This is a genomic window from Micromonospora sp. NPDC048040, from assembly GCF_055587185.1.
Map to the genome: position 1 here is coordinate 17,638 of NZ_JBVJGT010000020.1, position 22,202 is coordinate 39,839.

The 22,202-nt window shown below is 73.4% G+C and carries 25 protein-coding genes; 11 read left to right on the forward strand and 14 right to left on the reverse strand.

From position 1 onward, the window contains the following. Window position 1 precedes the first annotated feature (1 nt). The 8 genes from ACZ6O2_RS19955 to ACZ6O2_RS19990 all read left to right on the forward strand — a co-directional run bounded on the left by ACZ6O2_RS19955 (window position 2) and on the right by ACZ6O2_RS19990 (window position 7,690). Window positions 2-1,288: an ABC transporter substrate-binding protein gene (locus ACZ6O2_RS19955; RefSeq protein WP_466023860.1), complete on the forward strand. Its 1,287-nt coding sequence runs from the start codon at window positions 2-4 to the stop codon at window positions 1,286-1,288. An 80-nt stretch (window positions 1,289-1,368) separates the two neighbouring features. After that, on the forward strand, window positions 1,369-2,319 hold the full coding sequence (locus ACZ6O2_RS19960; protein WP_350708215.1) for a carbohydrate ABC transporter permease: 951 nt from the start codon (window positions 1,369-1,371) through the stop codon (window positions 2,317-2,319). After that, window positions 2,316-3,131 carry a carbohydrate ABC transporter permease gene (locus tag ACZ6O2_RS19965; RefSeq protein WP_350708217.1) on the forward strand — a complete coding sequence of 272 codons (816 nt, stop codon included), beginning with the start codon at window positions 2,316-2,318 and terminating at the stop codon, window positions 3,129-3,131. Before ACZ6O2_RS19960 ends, ACZ6O2_RS19965 begins: the two co-directional genes overlap by 4 nt. Before the next feature lie 7 nt (window positions 3,132-3,138). After that, window positions 3,139-4,287 (forward strand): galactonate dehydratase, encoded by a 1,149-nt coding sequence (gene dgoD / locus ACZ6O2_RS19970; RefSeq protein ID WP_357461346.1) that lies wholly within the window; start codon window positions 3,139-3,141, stop codon window positions 4,285-4,287. A gap of 4 nt (window positions 4,288-4,291) precedes the next feature. After that, window positions 4,292-4,930: a bifunctional 4-hydroxy-2-oxoglutarate aldolase/2-dehydro-3-deoxy-phosphogluconate aldolase gene (locus ACZ6O2_RS19975; RefSeq protein WP_466023861.1), complete on the forward strand. Its 639-nt coding sequence runs from the start codon at window positions 4,292-4,294 to the stop codon at window positions 4,928-4,930. After that, window positions 4,927-5,880 carry a sugar kinase gene (locus ACZ6O2_RS19980; protein WP_466023862.1) on the forward strand — a complete coding sequence of 318 codons (954 nt, stop codon included), beginning with the start codon at window positions 4,927-4,929 and terminating at the stop codon, window positions 5,878-5,880. Before ACZ6O2_RS19975 ends, ACZ6O2_RS19980 begins: the two co-directional genes overlap by 4 nt. Window positions 5,881-5,913: 33 nt before the next feature. Continuing rightward, window positions 5,914-7,143, forward strand: a complete 1,230-nt coding sequence (manD, locus tag ACZ6O2_RS19985) for a D-mannonate dehydratase ManD (RefSeq protein ID WP_350708225.1) — start codon at window positions 5,914-5,916, stop codon at window positions 7,141-7,143. Beyond that, entirely contained in the window at window positions 7,133-7,690 is a 558-nt protein-coding gene (locus tag ACZ6O2_RS19990; RefSeq protein ID WP_466023863.1) for a gluconokinase, read from the forward strand. Before manD ends, ACZ6O2_RS19990 begins: the two co-directional genes overlap by 11 nt. A gap of 36 nt (window positions 7,691-7,726) precedes the next feature. On the opposite strand, the gene ACZ6O2_RS19995 is transcribed toward ACZ6O2_RS19990, so the two are convergent. The 8 genes from ACZ6O2_RS19995 to ACZ6O2_RS20030 all read right to left on the reverse strand — a co-directional run bounded on the left by ACZ6O2_RS19995 (window position 7,727) and on the right by ACZ6O2_RS20030 (window position 13,694). Then, window positions 7,727-8,143 (reverse strand): YchJ family protein, encoded by a 417-nt coding sequence (locus ACZ6O2_RS19995; RefSeq protein WP_466023864.1) that lies wholly within the window; start codon window positions 8,141-8,143, stop codon window positions 7,727-7,729. 121 nt (window positions 8,144-8,264) lie between these two features. Further along, entirely contained in the window at window positions 8,265-8,636 is a 372-nt protein-coding gene (locus ACZ6O2_RS20000; protein ID WP_350708231.1) for a hypothetical protein, read from the reverse strand. A 134-nt stretch (window positions 8,637-8,770) separates the two neighbouring features. Then, the gene (locus tag ACZ6O2_RS20005; RefSeq protein WP_466023865.1) at window positions 8,771-9,700 is read right to left on the reverse strand and encodes an STM4015 family protein; all 930 of its coding nucleotides are present in this window, start codon (window positions 9,698-9,700) and stop codon (window positions 8,771-8,773) included. Window positions 9,701-9,739: 39 nt separating this feature from the next. Next, window positions 9,740-10,507 (reverse strand): SGNH/GDSL hydrolase family protein, encoded by a 768-nt coding sequence (locus tag ACZ6O2_RS20010; protein WP_466023914.1) that lies wholly within the window; start codon window positions 10,505-10,507, stop codon window positions 9,740-9,742. 87 nt (window positions 10,508-10,594) lie between these two features. Next, window positions 10,595-11,698 carry a magnesium and cobalt transport protein CorA gene (locus ACZ6O2_RS20015; protein WP_466023866.1) on the reverse strand — a complete coding sequence of 368 codons (1,104 nt, stop codon included), beginning with the start codon at window positions 11,696-11,698 and terminating at the stop codon, window positions 10,595-10,597. 63 nt (window positions 11,699-11,761) lie between these two features. After that, a complete protein-coding gene (locus ACZ6O2_RS20020) occupies window positions 11,762-12,382 on the reverse strand; it encodes a class F sortase (protein WP_466023867.1) in 621 nt (206 codons plus the stop codon). A 92-nt stretch (window positions 12,383-12,474) separates the two neighbouring features. Then, window positions 12,475-12,963, reverse strand: coding sequence for a hypothetical protein (locus ACZ6O2_RS20025; protein WP_466023868.1), 489 nt, complete (start codon window positions 12,961-12,963; stop codon window positions 12,475-12,477). Window positions 12,964-13,436: 473 nt separating this feature from the next. Beyond that, entirely contained in the window at window positions 13,437-13,694 is a 258-nt protein-coding gene (locus ACZ6O2_RS20030) for a hypothetical protein (protein WP_350708241.1), read from the reverse strand. A gap of 259 nt (window positions 13,695-13,953) precedes the next feature. On the opposite strand from ACZ6O2_RS20030, the gene ACZ6O2_RS20035 reads away from it, so the two are divergent. Next, complete coding sequence (locus tag ACZ6O2_RS20035; protein ID WP_350708243.1) at window positions 13,954-14,490, forward strand: GNAT family N-acetyltransferase; 537 nt, start codon at window positions 13,954-13,956, stop codon at window positions 14,488-14,490. 36 nt (window positions 14,491-14,526) lie between these two features. On the opposite strand, the gene ACZ6O2_RS20040 is transcribed toward ACZ6O2_RS20035, so the two are convergent. Both ACZ6O2_RS20040 and ACZ6O2_RS20045 read right to left on the reverse strand, forming a co-directional pair. Continuing rightward, window positions 14,527-15,351, reverse strand: coding sequence for an inositol monophosphatase family protein (locus ACZ6O2_RS20040; RefSeq protein WP_466023869.1), 825 nt, complete (start codon window positions 15,349-15,351; stop codon window positions 14,527-14,529). A gap of 269 nt (window positions 15,352-15,620) precedes the next feature. Then, window positions 15,621-16,730 carry a serpin family protein gene (locus tag ACZ6O2_RS20045; protein WP_466023870.1) on the reverse strand — a complete coding sequence of 370 codons (1,110 nt, stop codon included), beginning with the start codon at window positions 16,728-16,730 and terminating at the stop codon, window positions 15,621-15,623. 156 nt (window positions 16,731-16,886) lie between these two features. Between ACZ6O2_RS20045 and ACZ6O2_RS20050 the strand changes: the two genes are divergently transcribed. Together ACZ6O2_RS20050 and rnhA are read left to right on the forward strand one after the other, a co-directional pair. After that, the gene (locus ACZ6O2_RS20050; RefSeq protein ID WP_466023871.1) at window positions 16,887-18,137 is read left to right on the forward strand and encodes a lycopene cyclase family protein; all 1,251 of its coding nucleotides are present in this window, start codon (window positions 16,887-16,889) and stop codon (window positions 18,135-18,137) included. 131 nt (window positions 18,138-18,268) lie between these two features. Further along, complete coding sequence (gene rnhA, locus ACZ6O2_RS20055; RefSeq protein WP_350708250.1) at window positions 18,269-18,748, forward strand: ribonuclease HI; 480 nt, start codon at window positions 18,269-18,271, stop codon at window positions 18,746-18,748. A 34-nt stretch (window positions 18,749-18,782) separates the two neighbouring features. On the opposite strand, the gene ACZ6O2_RS20060 is transcribed toward rnhA, so the two are convergent. The 4 genes from ACZ6O2_RS20060 to ACZ6O2_RS20075 form a co-directional block, all read right to left on the reverse strand. After that, window positions 18,783-19,010: a hypothetical protein gene (locus tag ACZ6O2_RS20060; RefSeq protein WP_350684980.1), complete on the reverse strand. Its 228-nt coding sequence runs from the start codon at window positions 19,008-19,010 to the stop codon at window positions 18,783-18,785. Between the two features lie 49 nt (window positions 19,011-19,059). Beyond that, complete coding sequence (locus ACZ6O2_RS20065) at window positions 19,060-19,296, reverse strand: preprotein translocase YidC (RefSeq protein ID WP_350708252.1); 237 nt, start codon at window positions 19,294-19,296, stop codon at window positions 19,060-19,062. A 102-nt stretch (window positions 19,297-19,398) separates the two neighbouring features. Then, window positions 19,399-20,301 carry a pentapeptide repeat-containing protein gene (locus ACZ6O2_RS20070; protein WP_466023872.1) on the reverse strand — a complete coding sequence of 301 codons (903 nt, stop codon included), beginning with the start codon at window positions 20,299-20,301 and terminating at the stop codon, window positions 19,399-19,401. Between the two features lie 151 nt (window positions 20,302-20,452). Next, on the reverse strand, window positions 20,453-22,132 hold the full coding sequence (locus ACZ6O2_RS20075) for a serine hydrolase (RefSeq protein ID WP_350708256.1): 1,680 nt from the start codon (window positions 22,130-22,132) through the stop codon (window positions 20,453-20,455). Window positions 22,133-22,202: the final 70 nt, after the last annotated feature.

The following is a 22,202-nucleotide window of genomic DNA, read 5'->3' on the forward strand; positions in this document are numbered from 1 at the left end:
CGTGAGACGTCGATCAGTTATCGGGACTTCCCTGGCGATGGTCGTCGCCCTCGGCCTGTCCGCCTGCGGTGGCGGGGACGACGCCGGCGGCTCGGACACCGTGCGCGTGACGCTGGTGAACCACGTCTGGACGGACAACATCAAGAAGGCGCTGCCGGAGTTCGAGAAGCAGTCGGGCCTCAAGGTCGAGGTGACCCAGCTCGGCGAGGACCAGCTCTCCGACCAGTACAACGTCAAGCTGAACGCCGGATCCAGCGACATCGACGTGATGATGTACCGGCCCCTCCAGGAGGGGAAGCTGTTCGCCAAGAACAAGTACCTGGCCGACCTGACCGACAAGGCAAAGTCGGACAGCGCGTTCGAGCTCGGCGACTTCCAGACCGGGCCGGTGCAGGCCACCAGCTACGAGGACAAGCTGGTCGGGGTGCCGATCATCACCGAGCAGGAGGTCCTCTACTACCGCAAGGACCTGCTGGAGAAGTCCGGCTTCACCGCCCCGCCGAAGACCCTCGACGAGCTCAAGGCGCAGGCGGCCAAGGTCGAGGCGGACAACCCGGGTGTGGCGGGCTTCGTGTCCCGCACCGGCAAGGCGGCCGCCGTCACGCAGTTCTCCAGCTTCCTCTACAGCTTCGGCGGCGACTTCGTCGACGCCAACGGCAAGGCGTCGGTCAACACCGACCAGGCCAAGCAGGCGTACGCCTACTACGGCGGGCTCCTGCGCGAGCACGGCCCGGAGAACATCAGCACCGACATGAGCTGGTCCGAGGCGATGGCGATCTTCACCCAGGGCAAGGCGGCCTTCTACACCGAGGCCAACTCGCTCTACAAGAACGCCACCGACCCGGCCAAGTCGAAGGTCTCCGAGACCGTCGGGTTCGCCGCCTTCCCGGCCGGCCCGGCCGGCTCGAAGCCGTACAACATCCCCTCGTGGGCGCTCGGCGTCAACGAGACGTCCAAGAACCAGGACAACGCCTGGAAGTTCATCCAGTGGGCGGCCGGCAAGGAGCAGGCGCTGGCGCAGCAGAAGGCCGGCGTCCCCAGCGCCCGCACGTCCGTCTGGGAGAACCCGGAGGGCTCGGCCAGCTACCCGAAGGATCTCGCCGAGGCCACCACGGTCAGCACCGCCAACGGCGTGGGCCACGACCGCCCGCTGGTCGTGAAGGTCGCCCAGGCGCGGGAGATCGTCGGCCAGCCGATCGTCGACGCGATCACCGGCAAGGACGCGGCCGCCTCGGCGGACGCGGCCAACGAGGCGTTCCAGAAGTTCCTCGACGACGAGGCGAAGTAGCCCGAAGCGCAGGTGGCGGAGCCGACCGGCTCCGCCACCCCGCGTCGGGACGCTGGCCCTGACCCCCACCCGGAGACCTCATGTCAGCCGTCACCACACCAGTCAAAAGATCGACCGAGGCGCGTCCGGCGTCCCCGGAGACCTCAGCCTGGTCGCGCTGGGCCAACGAGCACCGCAAGTGGCTCTTCGCGGCACCCGCCATGGCGTTCGTCGCCCTGCTGATCGTCTTCCCGGTGGCCTGGACCGGGTACCTCAGCCTGACCGACGCCGAGGGCTCGGTACGCGCCGAGAGCGAGTTCATCGGCTTCCAGAACTACCTCGACGTGCTCACCGACACCGACCGCTTCTGGCCGGCCGTGTGGCGCACCGCTCTCTTCACCGGCGTCGTGCTCCTCTTCGAGGTCGTGCTCGGCATGGCGATCGCCCTGCTGCTGTGGCGGCCGTTCCGCGGTGAGAAGTGGGTCCGCGTCGCGATCCTGCTGCCGCTGGTCGCCACCCCGGTCGCGGTCGGCATGATGTGGCGGCTGATCTTCGACCCCAACATCGGCATGGCGAACCAGGTGCTCGGCTGGGTCGGGATCGGCCCCCAGCCCTGGCTGTCCGGGCAGAGCTCGGCCCTGCCCACGACGATGTTCATCGACATCTGGCAGTGGACGCCGATGGTCGTGCTGATCCTGCTCGCCGGCCTGACGTCGCTGTCCGACGAGCCGCAGGAGGCGGCGCTGATCGACGGCGCCAGCACCTGGCAGCGCTTCCGGCACGTCACCCTGCCGCTGCTGATGCCCACCGTGATCGTCGCGGTCCTGCTGCGCGGCATCGACGCCCTGAAGACCTTCGACATCCTCTACGCCACCAAGGGGCGCGGCGGCGGGTCGTTCCACGAGGTGGAGACCCTCAACGTCTACGCCTACGGTCTCAGCTTCGACTACAACGACTACGGCGTCTCGTCGACGGTCCTCATCATCTTCTTCCTGATCATCATCGGGGTGATGTGGGCCCTGACCTACCGCAAGAAGGGGCTGGACCGATGAAGCCGAGCAGGCCGTTCAAGGTCTTCCGGGCGGTGGCCCTGGTCGTCGTGGTGTTCTCGCTGATGGCGCCGCTGCTCTGGATGATCCTCGCGTCGCTGAAGACCAACGTCGACATCTACGACACCGACAAGGCGTTCTCCTTCTCGCCCACGCTGGACAACTACGGCACCGTGCTGGAGCAGGCGAACTACGTCCAGTTCATCGGCAACAGCCTCTGGGTGGCGTTCGCGGCGACCGTGCTGTCGCTCCTGCTCGGCGTGCCCGCCGCGTACTCGATGAGCCGCTTCAACATGAAGAAGTCCGCGCTCGTCGTGCTCATGGCCCGGGTCATCCCCGGCGTCTCGCTGCTGGTGCCCTGGTACTACGTCTTCTCGAACCTGCAGATGGTCGGCGGGTTCACCGTGCTGATCCTCAGCCACATGTTCGTGTCGCTGCCGCTGATCGTCTACATCATGATGGGCTACTTCGACGGCCTGCCCGCCGAACTCGAGGAGGCGGCGCTCGTCGACGGGCTGACCCACATCGGCGCGTTCCGGCGGATCACCCTGCCGCTGTCGGTGCCCGGCATCGCCACCGCGGGGATCCTGTCCTTCATCTTCTCCTGGAACAACTTCATGTTCGCCCTCGTGCTCTCCGGCGCCGACACCAAGACGCTTCCCGTGGCGATCTTCGACTTCGTCGGCTACGCCAGCATCGACTGGGGCGGCCTGATGGCGGCGGCCACCGTGGTCACCGTGCCGATCATGGTGATCGCCCTGTTCGTGCAGAAGTACATCGTCTCCGGCCTCACCGCCGGCGCCACGAAGGGCTGAGGACGCCATGACGACAATCGAAAAGGTCGAGACCTTCCTCGTCGCCCCGCGCTGGCTGTTCGTCCGGGTGCAGACCTCCTCCGGCATCGTCGGCTGGGGCGAGGCGACCTGCGAGGGCCGCTCCGAGACCGTCCGCACCGCCGTCGAGCAGCTCAGCGAACTGCTCATCGGCCAGGACGCGCTGCGCATCGAGGACCACTGGCAGGTCATGACCAAGGGCTCGTTCTACCGGGGCGGGCCGATCCTGGCCAGCGCCGTGTCCGGGCTCGACCAGGCGCTGTGGGACATCGCCGGCAAGCACTTCGGCGCTCCGGTGCACCAGCTGCTCGGCGGCCCGGTCCGGGACCGGATCCGGGTCTACGGCTGGGTCGGCGGCGACGAGCCCGCCGAGGTCCGCGACCAGATCGCCGCCGCCGTCGAGACCGGCCTGACCGCGGTGAAGATGAACGCCTCCGGAAAGATGAGCCCGGTCGCCTCGGTCGCCGAACTCGACGGCGTGGTCCAGCGGGTGGCCGCCGCCCGCGAGGTGCTCGGCGACGAGCGGGACGTGGCGGTCGACTTCCACGGCCGGTTCACCCTCGCCACCGCCCGCCGGGTCGCCCCGCTGCTCGAGCCGTACCGGCCGTTCTTCCTGGAGGAACCGGTGGTCCCGGAGAACTCGCACCTCATCGGCGAGTTCGTCCGCTCCACCACCACGCCGGTGTCGACGGGGGAGCGGCTCTACAGCCGGCAGGAGTTCCTGCCGGTGCTGCAGGCCGGCATCGCGGTCGCCCAGCCGGACCTGTCGCACGCCGGCGGCATCACCGAGGTCCGCAAGATCGCCGCGCTGGCCGAGGTGTACGACGTGCAGCTCGCCCCGCACTGCCCGCTCGGGCCGATCGCCCTCGCGGCCTGCCTGCAGGTCGGCTTCGCCACGCCGAACTACCTGATCCAGGAACAGAGCATCGGCATCCACTACAACCTCGGCGCCGAGGTGCTCGACTACTGCCTCGACAAGACCCCGCTGACGTTCGTCGACGGGTACGTCGAGCGGCTCACGGCACCCGGACTCGGCATCGAGATCGACGAACACGCCGTGCGAACGGCGGACAAGCGCGGCCACGCGTGGCGCAGCCCCACGTGGCGGCACCGCGACGGCTCCTACGCGGAATGGTGATCACATGACCGTCAACCTCACCGCCGAACTCACCGCCGCCCGCATCCTCGCGGTCATCCGAGGCACCGACACCGCCGGCGCGATCGCCGCCGGCACCGCCCTGCTGGAGGAGGGCGTACGCCTCGTCGAGGTGGCCCTCACCACGCCGGACGCCGCGCGGGCCGTCGAGGCGCTGCGCGGGGTCGCCCCCGCCGGCTCCCTGGTCGGGGCCGGCACCGTGCTCACCGCCGCCGACGTGGCCGACGTGGCCGCCGCGGGCGCCCAGTTCGTGGTGACGCCGGCCGTGGTCGAGTCGATCCCCGAGGCGGCCCGCCGGGGCATTCCGGTCGCCGCCGGCGCGTTCACCCCGACCGAGGCGTACACCGCCATGCGGATGGGGGCGTCGGCGATCAAGCTGTTCCCGGTGTCGGTCGGGGGCCCGGCGTACCTCAGGGCGGTGCGCGACCCCTTCCCGGACATCCCGTTCGTCGCGGTCGGCGGCGTGGGCCTGGCCGACGTGCCCGGCTACCTGAAGGCCGGCGCGATCGCGGTCGGCGTCGGCGGGCCGCTGGTCGGCGACGCCGCCTCCGGCGGTGACCTGGACGCGCTGCGGACCCGGGCCCGCACCTACCTCGCCGCCGTGCGGGAGCCGGCCGCGTCATGACCGCACCCGACCTGCTCACCTTCGGCGAGACCATGGTGTCGCTGCGCTCCGCCGGCCCGCTCGCCGCCGGCGGACCGCTGACCATGCACCTGGCCGGCGCCGAGTCCAACGTGGCGGTGGGGGTGGCCCGGCTGGGCCACCAGACCGCCTGGGCCGGCCGGGTGAGCACCGACGAGTTCGGCGAGTACACGCTGCGGCAGTTGCGCGCCGAGGGCGTCGGTGTCGACGGCGTGACCCGCGACCCGGACCGGCCGACCGGCCTGATGTTCCTGGAGCAGCGCACCGCCGACCTGACCCGGGTGCAGTACCACCGGGCCGGATCGGCCGGGTCGGCGCTGCGTGTCGACGACCTGCGGGCGCCGCTGGCCGCCGGCGCCGGAATGCTGCACCTGACCGGGATCACCCCGGCGCTGTCCGACACCGCCCGCGCGGCCACCCGCTGGGCCGCCGAGGCCGCGGCCGAGGCGGGCGTCCCCGTCTGCCTCGACGTCAACTACCGCGCCCGCCTCTGGTCCCGGGACGCCGCCCGAGAGGTGCTCACCCCGCTGGCGGCGTACGCCTCGATCGTCATCGCCTCCGCCGACGAACTCGACCTCGTCGGCGACCCGGGGGCCGACGAGTCCACGGTCGTGGCGGACCTGTTCGGGCGGGGCGTGGACACCGTCCTGGTCAAGCTGGGCGCCGACGGGGCCCGGGCGCACACCCCGGACGGCGTCCAGCACGTCGGGGCGCTGACCGTGACCGCCGTCGACCCCGTCGGCGCCGGGGACGCGTTCACCGCGGGCTACCTGTCCGGCTGGTTCGACGGGCTCGACCTGGCCGGTCGCCTGCGCCGCGCGGCCACCCTCGGCGCCTTCGCGGTCTCCAGTCGAGGCGACTGCGAAGGGCTGCCCCGCCGCGCCGAACTGTCCCTTCTCGACGGCCACGAGACGGGCAGCGTTCTCCGTTAGCCGCCCCGCGCACCTGTAGAAGAAAGGCATCCCGTGAAGATCGTCGCCGCTGACGTCATCGTCTCCAGCCCCGACCGCAACTTCGTCACCCTGAAGATCACCACCGACGACGGGATCACCGGCCTGGGCGACGGCACCCTCAACGGCCGCGAACTGTCGGTCGCCTCGTACCTGCGCGACCACGTCGTCCCGCTGCTGATCGGCCGCGACCCGCACCGCATCGAGGACACCTGGCAGTTCCTGTACCGCTCGGCGTACTGGCGGCGCGGGCCGGTCACCATGGCGGCCATCGCGGCGGTCGACGTGGCGCTGTGGGACATCAAGGCCAAGGCCGCCGGCATGCCGCTGTACCAGCTGCTGGGCGGGGCCTCCCGCACCGGCATCATGGCCTACGGCCACGCCTCCGGCCGCGACATCCCGGAGCTGTTCGACTCGATCCGCCGGCACCTGGAGCTCGGCTTCCGGTCGATCCGCGTGCAGACCTCCGTGCCGGGCATCAACGCCGTGTACGGCGTCGCCGCCCAGCCCAGCGCCGACGGCAAGCGGTACGACTACGAGCCGGCGCAGCGCACCCCGCTGCCGGCAGAGGAGGACTGGGACACCCGCGCCTACCTGCGCCACCTGCCCGGCGTCTTCGAGGCGGTCCGCAACGAGTTCGGCCCGGAGTTGCCGCTGCTGCACGACGGCCACCACCGGATGACCCCGATCCAGGCCGCGAAGCTGGGCAAGGCCCTGGAGCCGTACGACCTGTTCTGGCTGGAGGACTGCACCCCGGCGGAGAACCAGGAGGCGCTGCGGCTGGTCCGCCACCACACCACCACCCCGCTGGCCATCGGCGAGATCTTCAACACGGTGTGGGACTACCAGACCCTCATCCGCGAGCAGCTGATCGACTACGTCCGGTCCGCCGTCACCCACACCGGCGGCATCACGGCCATGCGCAAGCTGCTCGACTTCGCCGCCCAGTACCAGATCAAGTCCGGCATCCACGGCCCGACCGACATCTCGCCGGTCGGCATGGCCGCCGCGCTGCACCTGGACCTCGCCATCCACAACTTCGGCATCCAGGAGTACATGCAGCACGGGCCGCTCACCAACGAGGTCTTCCGGCAGTCGTTCACCTTCACCGACGGCTACCTGCACCCGGGGGAGCAGCCGGGGCTCGGCGTGGAACTCGACGAGGAAGCCGCCGCGAAGTTCCCGTACGTGCCGGCCTACCTGCCGTTCAACCGGCTCAAGGACGGGACCGTCCATGACTGGTGAGAGCCGCCCGGGCACTCCCGCCGCGACCCGGCACGTGGTCGTGATGGGGGTGTCCGGGGCCGGCAAGACGACCGTGGCCCGCGGCATCAGCGCCCGTACCGGCCTGACCTTCGCCGAGGCGGACGAGTTCCACCCGCCGGCCAACGTGGCGCAGATGCGGGCCGGCGTGCCGCTGGACGACGCCGCGCGCCTGCCCTGGCTGCGCGACCTGGCCGCGTGGATGGCCGCCCGCTCCGCCGAGGGCGTGTCGACGGTGCTGGCCTGCTCGGCGCTGAAGCGTTCCTACCGCGACGTGCTGCGCCAGGGGCCGCCGAGCGTCGAGTTCGTCCACCTCGACGGGCCCGCCGAGGTGATCCGCGACCGGATGGCCCAGCGCGCCGGGCACTACATGCCGGCGAGCCTGCTGGAGTCACAACTGGCGACCCTGGAGCAGCCCCACCCGGACGAGTCGGTGCTGGTGCTCGACGTCTCGCTGGCGCCGGACGAACTCGTCTCGGCGGCCGTCGACGGTCTCGGCCTGCGCACCGGCGTCGCCACCGGCGGGTAGCCGCGGCGCACCGGCCCGGCGGCTGCCGGGCCGGTGTCAGCCGGGCAACTCGTCGACGTAGACCCAGCGGCCGTCCTCGCGGACGAACCGGCTGCGCTCGGTCTGCGTCCCAGGTCGACCTCCCGCGCGGTAGTGGGCGCGGAACTCGACGACGCCCGCAGTGTCGAACAGCCCGCCCCGGTCGGCGTCGACGATCTCCAACCCCGTCCAGCGCTGGCCCGGATCCAGGTCGAGCCGGCGCGGCCGGGTCGACGAGTGCCAACTGCGCAGCAGGTACGCCGTGTCGCCGACGGCGAAGGCGCTGTACCGCGAGCGCATCAGTGCCTCGGCGGTCGCCGCGGCGGCCTCGCCCCGGTGCAGTCGCCCGCAGCACTGCGCGTACGGCTGGGCGGACCCGCACGGGCAGGTCCGGTCGGGGTCGTCGGCCGCTCTCCGGCGGGGTCTGGTCGCCACGGGCCCATTCTGGCCGACGGTCCGCCGCGACCGGCGTCCGGACCCGGCACGCGGGCGTCCGACCCGGCGCCGCCCGCCGACGGTGCGGTCCGCCGCCGGAGCACCCGTCGCGCGGGCCGGGTCAGCGGCCGCTCGTCCGGGCTGTCCGCCGGTTGCCGAAGGACTCCATGGTCGTCGCCTTGCGGGCCGGTGCCTTCGTGGTCGCGGCGGCACGGGTCGCGGCGGCCTTCGCCGTCTTCTTCGCGGGCGCCTTCTTCGCCGGCGCGCTCGTGGCCGGCGCCTTCCGGGCGCGGGCGGGGGCCGCCGTGGCGGAGGTGGCCTTCTTCCGGGCCACCCGGGGCGTCGTCGACGTCGGCTTCCCACCCGGGGTCTTGGCCGCGGTCGTTCCGGTGGCCCGTTTCGTGGCCGTCGCCACCTTCTTCGCCGCCGCCGTCCGCTTCATCGGGGCCTTGCGCGCCCCGGTGGCCTTCCTGGCCCGTCCTGCGTCCGCCATCGTCGCTCCTCGGGAATCGGCCCTGGGCGCACCGTCTTCCCCCCGGCCCCGGCGGTCAAACGCCGGCAGGTGCTGGGCGTCCGGCCGGCCGGTACACGCGGGCGCGTGGCGCGGGCCGGATAGCCGCCGACATGTCATCTGGAGAGCGCGACGTAGCGCCACTTGCTGTCGCCCGGGTCCTCCCTACCGTCGCGGAGGTCGATTTCGACCCCGGAAGGCTCCAGGGCATCCCGCAGCCGACGCATCATGGCCGCGCTGAGGTAGTGGTGCTGGAGGTCGAGCCACCTCAGGTGAGTGAGCGACCGGCCGTTGAGAAGCGCCGCGGCGCCGGTGTCCGACAGCGCGCCCATGGACAGGGCCAGGGACCGCAACTGTGCCACGACGGGAGCCTCGGCGACCGCCGCGGCAATCTCGTCCTGCAGCGGGCTGTTGAGCAGTCCCAGGTGACGCAGCGCAGGGAAGCGTTCGCCGGAGAGCAGCGCCGCCAGGTCGGCAACAGTGGTGTCGCCCCCCCAATCCCGGACGCCGAGCCACAGCTCCAGTTCCTTCAACGCGGGCAACTCGGAGGCGCAGAGTCCGCGCGCCACCCGGGCCGGAAGGCCAGCGCTCTCGAACTCCAGGTACTGCAGCGAAGTGTGGCGCAGCGGTGAGACGGCCATGCCTGGCCCGCCGCGCGCCTCGAACCGCTCCAGCAGAGGGTAGGCGCTCAGCAGGGGGGTGACATCGGTCTGCCGGATCCACGAGATGTCGCAATCCTCGTAGGGGATGTCCCCGAAGTAGAAGGCTCGCAGGCCGGTCAGTCGGTCCGCTGCGGCGACGGCCAGGTCGAGAATGGGCGCGGGGTCGAACTCATATGCGTCCGCCCAGCCGCCGAATACCAGGGCTCGTACCCCGGCGAGGTCGACCGCCTGGAGGAACCGCTGCCACGTCTCCGCGAAGCTCGGGTCGCTGTCGCACCCGCCACCACTCACGCGCCAGGCCACCGACGCTGCTTCCTGCAGGTCACCGTCACTGGTGAAGTCGACGACCGGTAGGCCGTGAAACGTGTCTAGGTCACCCGGCATGGTGCGACTCCTCAGTTGCTGTGTTCTCGGTCATCGCTATCAGGGCAGCTCGACCGGCAGCGGCACGGGTCGCTTGGCGACCCGGTCGTCGCCGGAGGACCGCCCGCGCGCGTGCCGGACCAGCCAGGGCAGCAGGTGCCGGCGGGCCCAGGCCAGCTCGGCGCGGAGCACCTCGTGGCGCCGACGGCGCTGTGCGGTCTCCAGCGGGCGCGTCCAACCGTCGTCGGTTTCCGGCAGCCCGACGGTGTGCGCGAGCGCGGCGGCGATCCGCTCGTGGCCGGCGCTGTTGGCGTGTAGCCGGTCGTCGCTCCACAGCCGAGGGTCCGAGGCGACCGGGTGGGCGCCGAGGTCCAGCAGGGTGGCCCCGGTCTCGGCGGTCACGGCGCGCAGCGCGGCGTTCAGCGCGAGCATCCGGCCGCGCAGCGGGCGCGCCAGCGGCATCACCGGCACCGGGTCGGGCAGGGTGAAGGTCAGCACCGTGGCGCCCTGCCCGACCAGCGCCCGCTGCATGGCCCCGACGTCCTCGGCGACCCGGTCGGCGTCGAAGGAGGGGCGCAGCACGTCGTTCATACCGGCCACCACGGTGGCGAGGTCCGGCGCGAGGTCGAGGGCGGGTTGCAGCTGCTCGGCGCGGATGCGGGCAGTGGTGCGTCCCCGGATTGCCGGGTTGGCGTACTCCAGGCCGCCCTGCGCGTGGGCCACCGCGAGGGCGAACCGGTCGGCCCAGCCCCGGTAGCCGCCGGCGCCGTCGGGGTCGTCGAGCCCCTCGGTGGTGCTGTCGCCCACCGCCACGTACCGCTGCCACATCACGTGGGCGAGGGTAGCGGCCGACGGTCAGGCCAACTCGCGGGGCCGCTGCCGGGAAACCTCCGGCTCGGCCTGACCGACCTCCGGTCAGAGCCAGCCGGAGCGGCGGAAGAGGCGGTGCAGGACGATCGCGACCAGCGCCATCAGGCCGAGCGTGGCGGCGAAGCCGTAGCGCCAGCCCAGCCCCGGCATGTTGGCGAAGTTCATGCCGTAGATCCCGGCGATCCCGGTCTGGGTGGCGGCGATGGCGGCCCAGGCGGCGATCTTGCGCATGTCGTTGTTCTGGTCCACCGCGAGCTGCGCCAACCGGGACTGCAGGATCGAGTTGAGCAGGTCGTCGTAGGCGGCGACCCGGTCCACCGCCCGGGTCAGCCGGGCGTCCACGTCGACGAACCGGCGGCGCAGGCCGCGCGGCGGGTTGTCGGGGCGCTCGTCGAGCAGCGACCGCAGCGGCGCCTGCAACGGCTGCACCGCCCGCTTGAACTCCACGATCTCCCGCTTGAGCTGGTAGATGTGCTGGATGTCGGCGGACCTGTCGCGCGCGAAGACCGTCTCCTCGACCCGTTCCAGGTCCCGCTCCACGTGCCCGGCGACCTCCAGGTAGAGGTCGACCATCCGGCCGCAGACCGCGTACGCCACCGCCCACGGGCCCTCCGCGAGCAGTGCCGGGCGGCGCTCGATGTCGGCGCGGACCGGGGTGAGCGCGCCGGCGGCGCCGTGCCGCACGGTGATGACGAAACGGTCGCCGAGCAGCACCATCACGTCCCCGGTGTCGATCACCTCCGAGGTGTCGGTCAGCTCGGCGTGCTCCACGTACCCGGCGGTGCGCAGCACCAGCAGGGTCACGCCGCCGTCGCGCCGCACCGTGGGGCGGTGGCCGTCGGCGAGCGCCTGCTCGACCGTCAGGTCGTCCAGCCCGAACGTGCGGCCGACCGCCGCCATCACCGCCGGGTCCGGCTCGTGCAGACCCAGCCAGACGAAGGCGCCGCGGCTGCGGCGACTGCGGGCGTACGCGTCGGCGTAGTGCGGGCGGCCCGGCTCGCGCCGTCCGTCGACGTAGACGGCGCAGTCCACCACGGCGTCCGGGTTGGACCGTCGCGGCTCCCGCTCGCGCTGCCCGGGCACCGGCCGGCCGAGCAGCCGGTCGAACACGGCCGACAACCGCAGCCGCTCCCTCACCCGCTGCGCCACCCGTCCACCTCCGCGTCGCCGGCATCCGCGCGGACACCGTACTCGGGCCCGGCGAATCCTGGGTCACGGCACCCGGGTGGCGAAGACGACGACGTTGTCGACGTAACCGCCGACGCGCCGGTCGAACCGGCCGCCGCAGGTGATCAGGCGCAGGCCGGCCGCCCCGCTGGGGCCGTAGACCAGGTCGGTGGGGAAGCGGTCCTTCGGGTACGACGCGACACCGTCGACGGCGAAGGTCGCGACGCTGGCGTCGGCGCGGGTGATCCGCACCGTGTCGCCGGCCCGGAGCCGGCCGAGGTCGAAGAAGACGGCCGGCCCGGCGGCGGAGTCCACGTGCCCGACGATCACCGCGTTGCCGGTCTCGCCGGGGCTGACTCCGTGCCGGTACCAGCCGGCGAGGGTGGGCCGGTCCAGCGGTGGCACCTCCAGGCGCCCGTCGGCGTCGGCGCCCACCGGGACGATCGGGGCCCGCACGTCGATGGCCGGGATCCGCACGTCCACCGGTTCGGCCCGGCCCAGTGGCGGCACCGGCGGCGCGGGACGGGCCAGGGGCGGCGCGTCGGCGGCCCCGGGCTGGGGCGGGCGCGGCGGGGTCGTCGCCACTCCGGCGGTGACCAGGCCGAGCCCGGTGGTGCCGAGCAGGGCGACGACCGCTACCGCCCATCCGGGCCTGCGCCAGGACACGTTCCCACCTCCGTACGCGTTCGCCCGGGTGCCCGCTCCGGCGTTTCACCGGTGCGGGCACCCGTCGCAGGGATGGACGGCTCGGCCGTCGGTCAGAGCGTGGCGCCGGCCATGTGGCGTCGGCGGCGGGCCAGGATCAGGGCTCCTCCGGCGGCGGAGCCGAGCAGGACGCCACCGGCGGCGAGCGCGCCGGCCCCGTCGGTGTCGTCGCGGCCGCCGGCCGGGGCGCCGCCGATCGGGGTGACGGTGAACGTCGCGCTGCCGGCCGCGCTGCCGTCGCCGCAGGTTGCGGTCACCGTGTAGGTGCCCAGGGTGAACCCGGCGGTGAAGAGTTCCGCGCTCAGACCGCCGCCGGCCGCCGCCGTGGTGGACCGGACGTTCTGGTCTCGGTCGGGACCGGTGACGTGGAAGATCGCGTCGCCGGACTTGGGGTTGCACGTCGTCGCGGTGAGCACGACCGTCCCGCCGACCGGAGTGGTGGCCGGTGACACGACGGTGTCGGCCAGCGCGGCGCCCGGGAGCAGGAGCGTGCTGAGGCCCACGCCGACCGCCGCCGATACGAGAACTGTTGTGACCTTCATACGCGTCTTCCCTCACTTTTCGTCCGCTGACTGCGTGGGACGTCGTTCGGGTGGCCAACTCCGTGACTAGCACCGGTGTGACCAACCCTAGGAGGGTTGGGCCCCCGATCCGGTGAAAATGAGAAATCCTCGTTGCCGTCACGTGTCCGCCCCGGAGGCGGAGGGAGCAGCGGAAATGCCGGCACGGCCCGCCCGCGAGGGTTGGCCGGGGTCGATGCCGTCAGTGCCGGGCTGTTTGGGCCTGGGTCGGTCCCGGCCCGTTGCGGGGACGATGCCGCGGGGCGGGCCGGTCTCGTCCGCGTCGCCGCCGTCGCCGTGTGCGCACCGAACCGGTGGCGAGGTGTTCCACCTGCACGGAAAAGTGCCCTCCGGAACAGGCGGACGAGACCTTGGGAAGTCTCGTCGTGCCAGCCCGGAAGGCACTTCCGCGTTCCCGGCCCACCGGCCGGGCGGCCCTCAGAAAAACGTCGAGGCTAACAGGTTGACGAACTGGAAATCCGGATCTTGTCAACGGTGCCGTACTGGGACAGGTAGAGCGGGCTGTCCGGGCGGAGGCAGATCTGCCTGCCGTTGGTGAAGTGGAAGTAGGCGACGTCGTCGTTGCGGGAGTTGAAGGCGTAGGCGGAGCCACGGCTTGACGAGCCGAGAGTCTGCCAGGTGCTGGTAACGTCCTGGTACGCCGCAGTCGGCCGCTGCGCCGTCCAGTCGCTGGGGGTGAGGTAGAAGCACACGCGCGGATAGGTGCACCCGTAACGAGTGCTGGCCTGCGCGGCCATTGGAGCCACCAGTGCGCCGGCGACCAACGATGAGGCGACAACCGCGGCTGAGGCGACGACTCTCTTCAACATGTAATAGACCTCCCCGTGCGTACCGCCCCGTGGCCGTACGCATTTAAGGTGACATATGTAACTAATTGTTGTCAATGGCTGCGCGCCAGTGTCGGGGCGAATCCCGCGTGCCGGATGTCGGCGGGGCCGATAGGGTCGCCCGGTGACGGAGATCAGGACCGAACGGCTGCTGCTGCGGAGCTGGCGGGATTCCGACCTCGCCCCGTGGGCGGCGATGAACGCCGACCCCGAGGTGCGCGAGCACCTCGGCCCGCTGCTCAGCGCCGAGCAGGCCGCCGCCTCGGCGCGGTCGTTCCAGGCCGACATCGACACGCTCGGCTACGGCTTCTGGGCCGTCGAGGTCCGCGACGGTGGCCGGTTCATCGGCTTTGCCGGCCTGGACCGCGTCGACGACGGGCTCCCGGTCAGCGGGGTGGAGGCCGGGTGGCGGCTCGCCCGCTCCGCCTGGGGCCACGGCTACGCCACCGAGGCGGCCCGGGCCGTCGTGCGGTACGGCTTCGACACCGTCGGGCTGCCGGAGATCCTGGCGATCACCACCGCGACGAACGTACGCTCCCAGGCGGTCATGCGCCGCCTCGGCATGACCACCGACCCGGCCGACGACTTCGACGACCCGGACGTCGAGTCCGGCCCGCTGCGCCGGCTGGTCGTCTACCGCACCCGGGCGGGGGACCGCTGAGCACCTGACGCGCTGCCCGGTCGGCCGGCGTGCCGGTCAGGGCAGGACAGCCGTCCGCTCCTGTGCCGCGCGGAACTGCCGGTCGACCAGGGCCAGCAGGGCGGCGTGCGTCTCCGCGTCCGCCGCGACGAGCAGCCCGCCGACGCCGGTGTGCAGGGGCTGCCCCCTCAGGCCGGTCACCACGCACCCCGCGGCCTGGCACAGGGCGATGCCGCTGGCGAAGTGCACGCTGTCCCGGACGTCCCGGTCGGTGACGTACGCGGCCCGCCGCCCGGCGGCCACCCACGCCAGGGCCAGCGTCGTGGAGAGCACCCGGGGGCGGAACCGCGCGGCGAACTCCGGATCGGCGAGCAGCCGCAGCACGTCGAACACGGGCGCGTTCGGGAACGGCGGGTCGAGGTCGACGTCCACCAGCCGCGACCGGGCCGACGGCACCAGGGCCTCGTCGACGCCGTCGCGGCGCACGTGGGCGCGGCCGTCCCCGACCCAGAACAGCTCCCCGGCGAGCGGGTCGGCGGTCGCTGCGGCGGTGATCTCCGCGTCGACCCGCAACGCCACGTTCACTGCGGCGAGCGGGGTCCGTGCCGCGTAGTTCAGCGTGCCGCAGAGCGGATCGACCAGCCAGGTCCGGGCCGCCGAGCGGGAGCCGCTGTGCCCGCTCTCTTCCCCCAGCACGGCGTCGTCCGGCCGCGCACCGCGCAGGACGTCGAGGATGGCCTGCTCCGACTCCAGGTCGGCCACGGTGGCGAAGTCGCCGGGGCCCTTGTCGAACCGGTCCAGCGTGCCGCCGTAGCGGGCCCGTACGACGGCCGCGCCGGCCTCCGCCGCGGCGATGGCCAGATCGGGGTCGGTGTGCGCCATGGCTGCACCGTAGACCAGCGCCCGCTGGCGTCGACGGCGACGGGTGAGGCGGTCGGGCGGTGACCGCTTCGACAGCTCTGCCCGATGGGTTGGTGGCGTGCCACGGGCGCTGTCGAGCTGCCCCGCCTGTAGGACCACACCCCGTCGCAGCACGCTCCGGTCGGGCTGCGCGGCACGGTGTGCCCCATCTGTGCGGGCAGCTCGACAGCGGCCATGCAGCGGCCCCCGTGGTCCCGATCCTGGCGTCGGTGTCCCAGGCCCTCCCGGCGTCAGGCCCGCACGGTGGGATCGGTCACCCAGCCGGCGAGCAGCACCAACCCGGTGAACCGGTGCACGGCGAGGAACCCGAAGGGGCGGTCGACGTCGAGGCGCACCCGCCGCCTGCGCGCGGTGAGTCGCGGCGGGGCGGAACCCGCCCGCGTGGAGAGGGCGGTGACCACGGCGGCGCGGAAGCCCGTCGCGCTGAAGGTGGCCGTCGCGCTCTGCCGCGCCTGCGAGACGGACAGGAGCCGGGCGATGCCGGGGAAGTGGTCGCCGTCTCCGGTCGCGGTCGCCAGGCCGAACGTCGCCGGCCGCTTCAGCAGGTCGTGGTCGGCGGTGACCGTGAAGCCGACCGTGGAGACGTACAGCTCCGGCCGGTCGTCGTACGCGTCCACGACCTGTTCGGTGACCCCGGGGCCGGCGGCGGCGGGCAGCGCGGACGGCGCGCCGAGGCCGCCGATCGCGGCGGGCAGCACCTCCGCCGCCGGGCGCCCGGGCGCGCCCAGGGCGAGCACCACGTCGACGTCCTCGGTGCCGCGCACGGTCAGCAGGCTCAGCGGGCCGGCGGCGGTGTCGGCGACCCGGAGCGCGTCGAGGTCGTGGCTCAGCCGGCCCAGCCCGGCGAGTCGGCGGCCCCGCCACGGCCCGTCGGCCGGCTCGCATCGGGCGTCCCGGAACGGCTCGGCCCACTCGGTCAGCAGCGACAGCGCGCTGGCCAGGACCATCGCGGTGTCCGGGGTGACCGGCACCGGCATCCGGGGGACCAGACCGTCGGTGTGGGTGGCGGCCCACTCGTCGAGGGCCCGCTGGTCCTGCGCCTCGTCGCCGGTCAACTCCCCGCGCATGGCCGCCGGCACCTCCCGCAGCCACCGGTCGGTCAGCCGGAGATCCCGCCGCGCCCAGGTGGCGAGCGCGAGCCGGGTGGTGGGGGAGCGGTCCAGGTCGAACCGGGCCGGATCGGGGGCGACCGCGAGCAGCTCGTCGCGGGCCGGCCCGGCGGCGTAGGGGGCGAGCAGCGCCAGCAGCGGGTACACGCCCGCGCCGGACAGGACGGTCTGCTCCCCGTCCAGCGTGGACGCCCAGCGGGCGGTGAGCGCGTTGGCGGCCGTGGTGCTCATGCGGTCCGGACCCTCCGGGTGGTGGCGACGGTGCCCGTCGCCCGGCGGGGCGACCGCCGGCACCCTACCGCCGTCCGGCGCCCGGCGGGTGCCCGCGACCGCCGGCCCGGCCGGCCGGTGGCCGGTCGTCGGGAAAGGTGTGGCAGCGTGGTCGGCGTGACCACCTCCGCACCGCTGGACGTCGACCTGGCCCTGGTCGGCGGCGGCGGTGCCGCGTCGCTGGTGCTCGCCGCCCTGGACCGGCACGGTGTGCGTGACCTGCGGGTCGCCGTCGTCGACCCGGTCCACCGGCGCGGCCAGGACCGCACCTGGGCGTTCTGGGACCACCCCGGCAACGACCTGGACCCGCTGTTGGCCGCGAGCTGGCAACAGGTCGAGGTCGCGACGCCCGCCGGCCGCCGCGTCCTGGACCTCGCCCCGCTGCGGTACGCCATGGTGCGCTCGGGCCCGGTCTACGACCGGGCTGCCGAGGCCGAGCGGCGGCTCGGCGTACGGCGGATCGTCGCGCCCGTCGACGCCCTGTACGACGACGGCGGGCACGTCACGGTGCACGTCGGCGGGGGCCGGCCGGCGCTCCGCGCGTCGTGGGTGCTGGACTCCCGGCCCCGGCCGCCCCGCCGGCCCGGCCGCACCAACTGGCTCCAGCACTTCCGGGGCTGGTGGCTGGAGTCCGACGCGCCGGTCTTCGACCCGGCCCGGGCCGTCCTGATGGACTTCCGCACCCCGCAGCCCGCCCGGGGCGTGTCGTTCGGTTACGTCCTGCCGGTCAGCGACCGGTACGCCCTGGTCGAGTACACGGAGTTCTCACCCGACCTGCTCAGCGACGCCGGGTACGACGCCGCGCTGGCCGGCTACCGCGACCTGCTCGGCCTCGACCCGGCGCGGCTGCGGGTGCGGGAGGTGGAGAACGGCGTGATTCCCATGACCGACGGCCCGTTCGACGCCCGGCCCTCGCCCCGGGTGGTCCGCCTCGGCACGGCGGGCGGCGCCACCCGGCCCTCCACCGGCTTCACCTTCTCCGCCATGCGCCGCCAGGCCGAGCAGGTCGCCGCTGCCCTCGCGGCCGGCCGGCCGCCGGTGCCCGGTCCCGCGTACCCCCGTCGCCACCGCTGGATGGACGCGGTCGCGCTCCGGGCGCTGGACGCCGGCGGCGTCGGCGGGCCGGACTTCTTCGACCGGCTCTTCGACCGCAACCCGGCCGAGCGCGTGCTGCGGTTCCTCGACGGCGCCACCACCCCGGCGGAGGAACTGGCGGTGATGAGCTCCACCCGGCTGCTGCCGATGGTCGCCGCCGCTGCCGGCGACGTCGTCGCCCGGCTCCGGGACCGCCTCGACCCGGCTCGCCGGTCGGCGACGTGGACGGTCCCGCCGCCGGTGCGCGGCGGCCGGACCGACGCCGACGGCTGACGGCGGGCGTGCGGTTGTCATCGTAGGCGTGGCGGCCGGGCCGGCCCTCCCGTCCGAGGATCGACGGCCGCGGCGCCGGGTCGGCTGCCCCGACGGCGGGAGAGCCGGTCGGGATTCGGTAGGTTGCCGACATGGCGGACGAGACGACCGGCAGGGTCGTGCAGATCTGGACCGACGGGGCGTGCAGCGGCAACCCTGGCCCCGGCGGGTGGGGCGTGGTGCTGCGCTACGGCGCGCACGAGCGGGAGCTCTGCGGCGGCGAGGCGACCCCGACCACCAACAACCGGATGGAGCTGATGGCCGCCATCCAGGCCCTGGAGAGCCTGACCCGGCCGGTCACCGTCGAGCTGCACACCGACAGCACGTACGTGCGCAACGGCATCACCAGCTGGCTCGCCTCGTGGAAGCGCAACGGCTGGCGGACCGCCGCGAAGCAACCGGTCAAGAACGCCGACCTGTGGCAGCGGCTGGAGGCCGCGTGCGCCCGGCACCGGGTCACCTGGCTGTGGGTGAAGGGGCACAACGGCCACCCGGAGAACGAGCGCGCCGACGCGCTGGCCAACCGCGGCATGACCGAGGCCCGCGCCACCGCGGTCCCGGTCGGCCGCTGACCCGGTCACCCCGGCGGCCGGCCGGCGTTGGCGACTACTCGCGGTTCGGGTCGACGGTGCCGGAGACGTCCGCCACGTCGTAGCCTGCGCGGCTGACCTCCCGGGCCGAGCGCCGGTCCTCGGCCGGCAGGTCCGCGAAGTCGTCGCCGGTGTCGTCGGTGCTGCTCAGGGACTCACCCGGCGGCCGCAGCGACGCCTGCATGGCGGTCGCGCCGTCCGGCTCGTCGGTGGCGGCCCGGTCGGTACGGTTCTGTTCGGTCATGCCCGCACTCCTGCCCCCGTGAGGTGATCGCAAACGCCCGGCCCCGGGCTCAACGCGCCGCGTCCGGGTGACCCGGCATGCCGGATCCGCCGCTGGAGCTGCCCGACGCGCCGCCCGCCACGCCGGACCCGTCGTCCTCGGTGACCAGGTCGGGCTTCGCCGTCGTGTCGTCCGGCGCCGGGACGTCGGTGTCCGCCTCCACCTGGACCAGCCGGCGCTGGCCGGCCTCGTCCTCGGCGTGCGCCGGGTCGACCGGCAGCTCGCCGTCGCGTGCCCGATACCCCACCGCTGCCTCCCCGTCGCCGGTGCCGTTCCGGCCCCGGCTACCCGGCGGCGACGGGGTGAAACGTCGTCCCGCAGCGGCACCGGGCGGTGGGCGGGAGCGGGGTCAGCGCCGCCGGGTGGGACGGCCGGGCCGCCCGGGGGAGCGCGGTGCGCGGCGTACCGGGGTGAGCGCCAGCGGCGACCAGTGCCCGGGGCGCGTCCGGCCGGGTGGCAGCGCGGTGTGCTGGTCGCCCCGGGCGGCGTCGAGCTGCGACTGGTGCAGGAACAGGCTGCCGGACAGGTCCGCGCCGCGCAGGTCCGCCCCGCGCAGGTCGGCGCCCGTCAGGTCGGCCAGGCCGAGGTCGACGCCGCGCAGGTCCGCCCCGATCAGCAGCGCCCCGCGCAGGTTCGCCCGCCGCAGGTCGGCCCGGCGCAGGTCGACGCCGAACAGCTGGGCGCCCCGCCGGTCCGCGCCGGCCCGGCCGCCCCGCGCCCGGGCCGCGTCCCCGGCGCGGGACAGCAGCGGGTTGACCCGCCCCCGGTATGCGTCCACGTCGAGCGCCCGCAGCGTCTCCGGGGGCTCCCGGGTCAGCCGCTCGGTCTCGGCGAGCGCCCCGGCCAGCTCGTCGCGCAGCGGCTGCGGCGGGCGCAGCGCGAGCGCCTCGGTCAGGTACCAGAGCAGCTCGTGCAGGGGCCGCATCACCGCGAACGTGTCGAACATGCTCGCCGCGGTCTCCGGCGCGTCGCGCCAGTCCCGCCCGCCGAAGGTGTGCTGGGCCACCCGCTGCCCCGCACCGAAGCAGTCGAAGACCGTGCAGCCGGGGAAGCCCCGCTCGCGCAGGTCGGCGTGGATGCCGCAGCGCGAGTCGGACCCCAGGTTCGGGCAGGGGCGCCCGGCCGGCTTGTCGACGGCGAAGTCGGCCGACGCGGAGAAGGCCGGCGCGACGCAGCAGAGCCCGAAGCACCGGGCGCAGTCCGCGCGCAGGTCGTCCGCCGCCGACGATGACGACCGGGGTGTTTCCGACACGCTGACCGTTCTCCTGCCGATCGTGACCCTTCCGCTCGCCGGGACGCGGGCGGACCTCCCATTGTCCCGCGCGGCGCTGGTGGCCCGCCCGGCGGGCCGGGCCACCAGCGCAGAGCGCGCGTCGGGCCCCGCCCGCCCCGCCACGAAACGCTCAGACCCGGGTGACGCGTACGGCGTCCGCGACCACGTAGCCGGTGCCCGAGGTCCACCGGCTCACACCCACCTTGTTGCCGTCGCCCCGGGCGAGGGTGAAGGTGCCCAGCGAGGACCACTTCCCGCCGTTGCTCCGCTGGTCGACGTGCACCGTCTTGTTGCCCGTCGAGGTGGCCACGATGTAGGGGGTGGCGGCGCTGTTGCCGGTGGACGCCGGGTACCAGACGTCGACCCGGTAGGTGCCGGTCTCGGGGACGTCGACCTTGTACCAGGCGACGTCGCTGGCGGCGACCGGGACGGCCCGACGGTAGCTGGTGCCGTACCGGCCGGTGAGGCTGGACGAGACGGCCCAGTTGCTGCTGGCGGTGAAGCGCCCGGCCGTGGTGTTGTCCACCACCGTGCTCCACGGGCTGAAGTACGTCGACCAGAGGTTGTGCGTCGGCCAGCTGGTCACCTGGCGGGAGGCGGCCCACAGCGCGCCGTCGATGTCGCCGTAGTTGAGGCCGGAGGGATCGTCGCGCTGGTTGAACAGCGCCGCCCAGCTCATGCCCTGGTAGCTCTTGACCAGCAGGGTGTAGGTGCCGGCCAGGCTGCCGGTGTGCCAGATGTTGTACTTCGTCCCGCCGCTGGTGGCGAAGGGGCGCACGGCCCAGCCGAGGCCGTAGTACCAGCCGTTGCCGTTCACGCCGGTCGAAGGCACCGCGGTGACCTTGGCCAGCGAGGCGCCGTCGAGCACGCCACCGGCCCCGTCGAGCATGGTGGCCCAGCGGACCATGTCCACCGCCGAGGCGACCCACCCGCCGTTGGCGTCGCGCAGGCTCATGCTGAAGGTGCCGTACGGGGCCGGCACGATGGTGCCCGAGTCGTCCAGCACGGTGCGCCCGGTGTACTGCGACCGGTAGCTGACCTCGCCGGCGAACCGCGTCAGGGCCTTCCCGTGCGCCATCCGAGTGATGCCCAACGGCGCGAGGAGCTTCTGCTTGACGTACGCCTCGTAGGACAGGCCGGTGACCTTCTCGACGACGCGGCCGGCGAGGAAGTAGCCGTAGTTGCTGTACGCCACGGTGCTGCCCGGGTTGTGTTGCAGCGGCTGGCCGGCCATGTAGCGCAGGACGTCCTCCTTGCGCAGCTCCAGCGGCACGCCCAGCGCCTGCGCGATGACGTGGTCCCGGCCGTGCAGGGGATCGAAGGTGAGGTCCCGGTCCCAGCCGCCGAGGTGCTGCAGCAGCCGCCGCAGGGTCACCTGCGGCAGCCTCGGGTCGACGGACTGCCCGGTCGGCGGGATGAAGTCCAGCACCGAGGTCACCGGGTCGTCGAGGCCGACCAGGCCGTCCTGCGCCAGTCGGAGCACCGCCGCCGCGGTGAGCGACTTGCTGAGGCTCGCGATGCGGAACAGTGACGTCGGCTGGATCGTCTCCGCCGAGTTGTTGCCGTAGCCCCGGGCCAGCACGAGCCGGCCGTTGTACGCCACCGCGAGCTGCCCGGCGCTGACACCGCGCGCCTGCATGAACGACTTCATGGCGTCGTCGAAGCTGCTCAGCCCGGCAACCGCGGTGCCGGTGGCGACCCACCCGTCCGCCGCCCGCGCCGGCCCGTGGAGCAGCGTGCCGGCACCGGCGGCACCGGCGCCGGCCGCGCCGACGAGCTTTCCGAACGTCCTCCTGCTGACTGCCCGCACGACATCTCCCCGCGTAGTTGATCTAGCTCGGGAGACCCTACAAGAGGATTCGGGATTGGACAGTCCGGTC

What these genes read in the sequence shown, in the direction of transcription:
- ACZ6O2_RS20010 (WP_466023914.1), bottom strand. Translation starts at nt 10,507, where the DNA reads ATGTGGCAGCGGTACGTGGCGGTGGGCGACAGCACCACCGAGGGGCTC.
- ACZ6O2_RS20040 (WP_466023869.1), bottom strand. Translation starts at nt 15,351, where the DNA reads ATGGCGCACACCGACCCCGATCTGGCCATCGCCGCGGCGGAGGCCGGC.
- ACZ6O2_RS20005 (WP_466023865.1), bottom strand. Translation starts at nt 9,700, where the DNA reads ATGCCGGGTGACCTAGACACGTTTCACGGCCTACCGGTCGTCGACTTC.
- ACZ6O2_RS19980 (WP_466023862.1), top strand. Translation starts at nt 4,927, where the DNA reads ATGACCGCACCCGACCTGCTCACCTTCGGCGAGACCATGGTGTCGCTG.
- dgoD (WP_357461346.1), top strand. Translation starts at nt 3,139, where the DNA reads ATGACGACAATCGAAAAGGTCGAGACCTTCCTCGTCGCCCCGCGCTGG.
- ACZ6O2_RS20025 (WP_466023868.1), bottom strand. Translation starts at nt 12,963, where the DNA reads ATGAAGGTCACAACAGTTCTCGTATCGGCGGCGGTCGGCGTGGGCCTC.
- ACZ6O2_RS19975 (WP_466023861.1), top strand. Translation starts at nt 4,292, where the DNA reads ATGACCGTCAACCTCACCGCCGAACTCACCGCCGCCCGCATCCTCGCG.
- ACZ6O2_RS19990 (WP_466023863.1), top strand. Translation starts at nt 7,133, where the DNA reads ATGACTGGTGAGAGCCGCCCGGGCACTCCCGCCGCGACCCGGCACGTG.
- ACZ6O2_RS19960 (WP_350708215.1), top strand. Translation starts at nt 1,369, where the DNA reads ATGTCAGCCGTCACCACACCAGTCAAAAGATCGACCGAGGCGCGTCCG.
- ACZ6O2_RS20000 (WP_350708231.1), bottom strand. Translation starts at nt 8,636, where the DNA reads ATGGCGGACGCAGGACGGGCCAGGAAGGCCACCGGGGCGCGCAAGGCC.
- ACZ6O2_RS20045 (WP_466023870.1), bottom strand. Translation starts at nt 16,730, where the DNA reads ATGAGCACCACGGCCGCCAACGCGCTCACCGCCCGCTGGGCGTCCACG.
- ACZ6O2_RS19965 (WP_350708217.1), top strand. Translation starts at nt 2,316, where the DNA reads ATGAAGCCGAGCAGGCCGTTCAAGGTCTTCCGGGCGGTGGCCCTGGTC.
- ACZ6O2_RS20060 (WP_350684980.1), bottom strand. Translation starts at nt 19,010, where the DNA reads ATGACCGAACAGAACCGTACCGACCGGGCCGCCACCGACGAGCCGGAC.
- rnhA (WP_350708250.1), top strand. Translation starts at nt 18,269, where the DNA reads ATGGCGGACGAGACGACCGGCAGGGTCGTGCAGATCTGGACCGACGGG.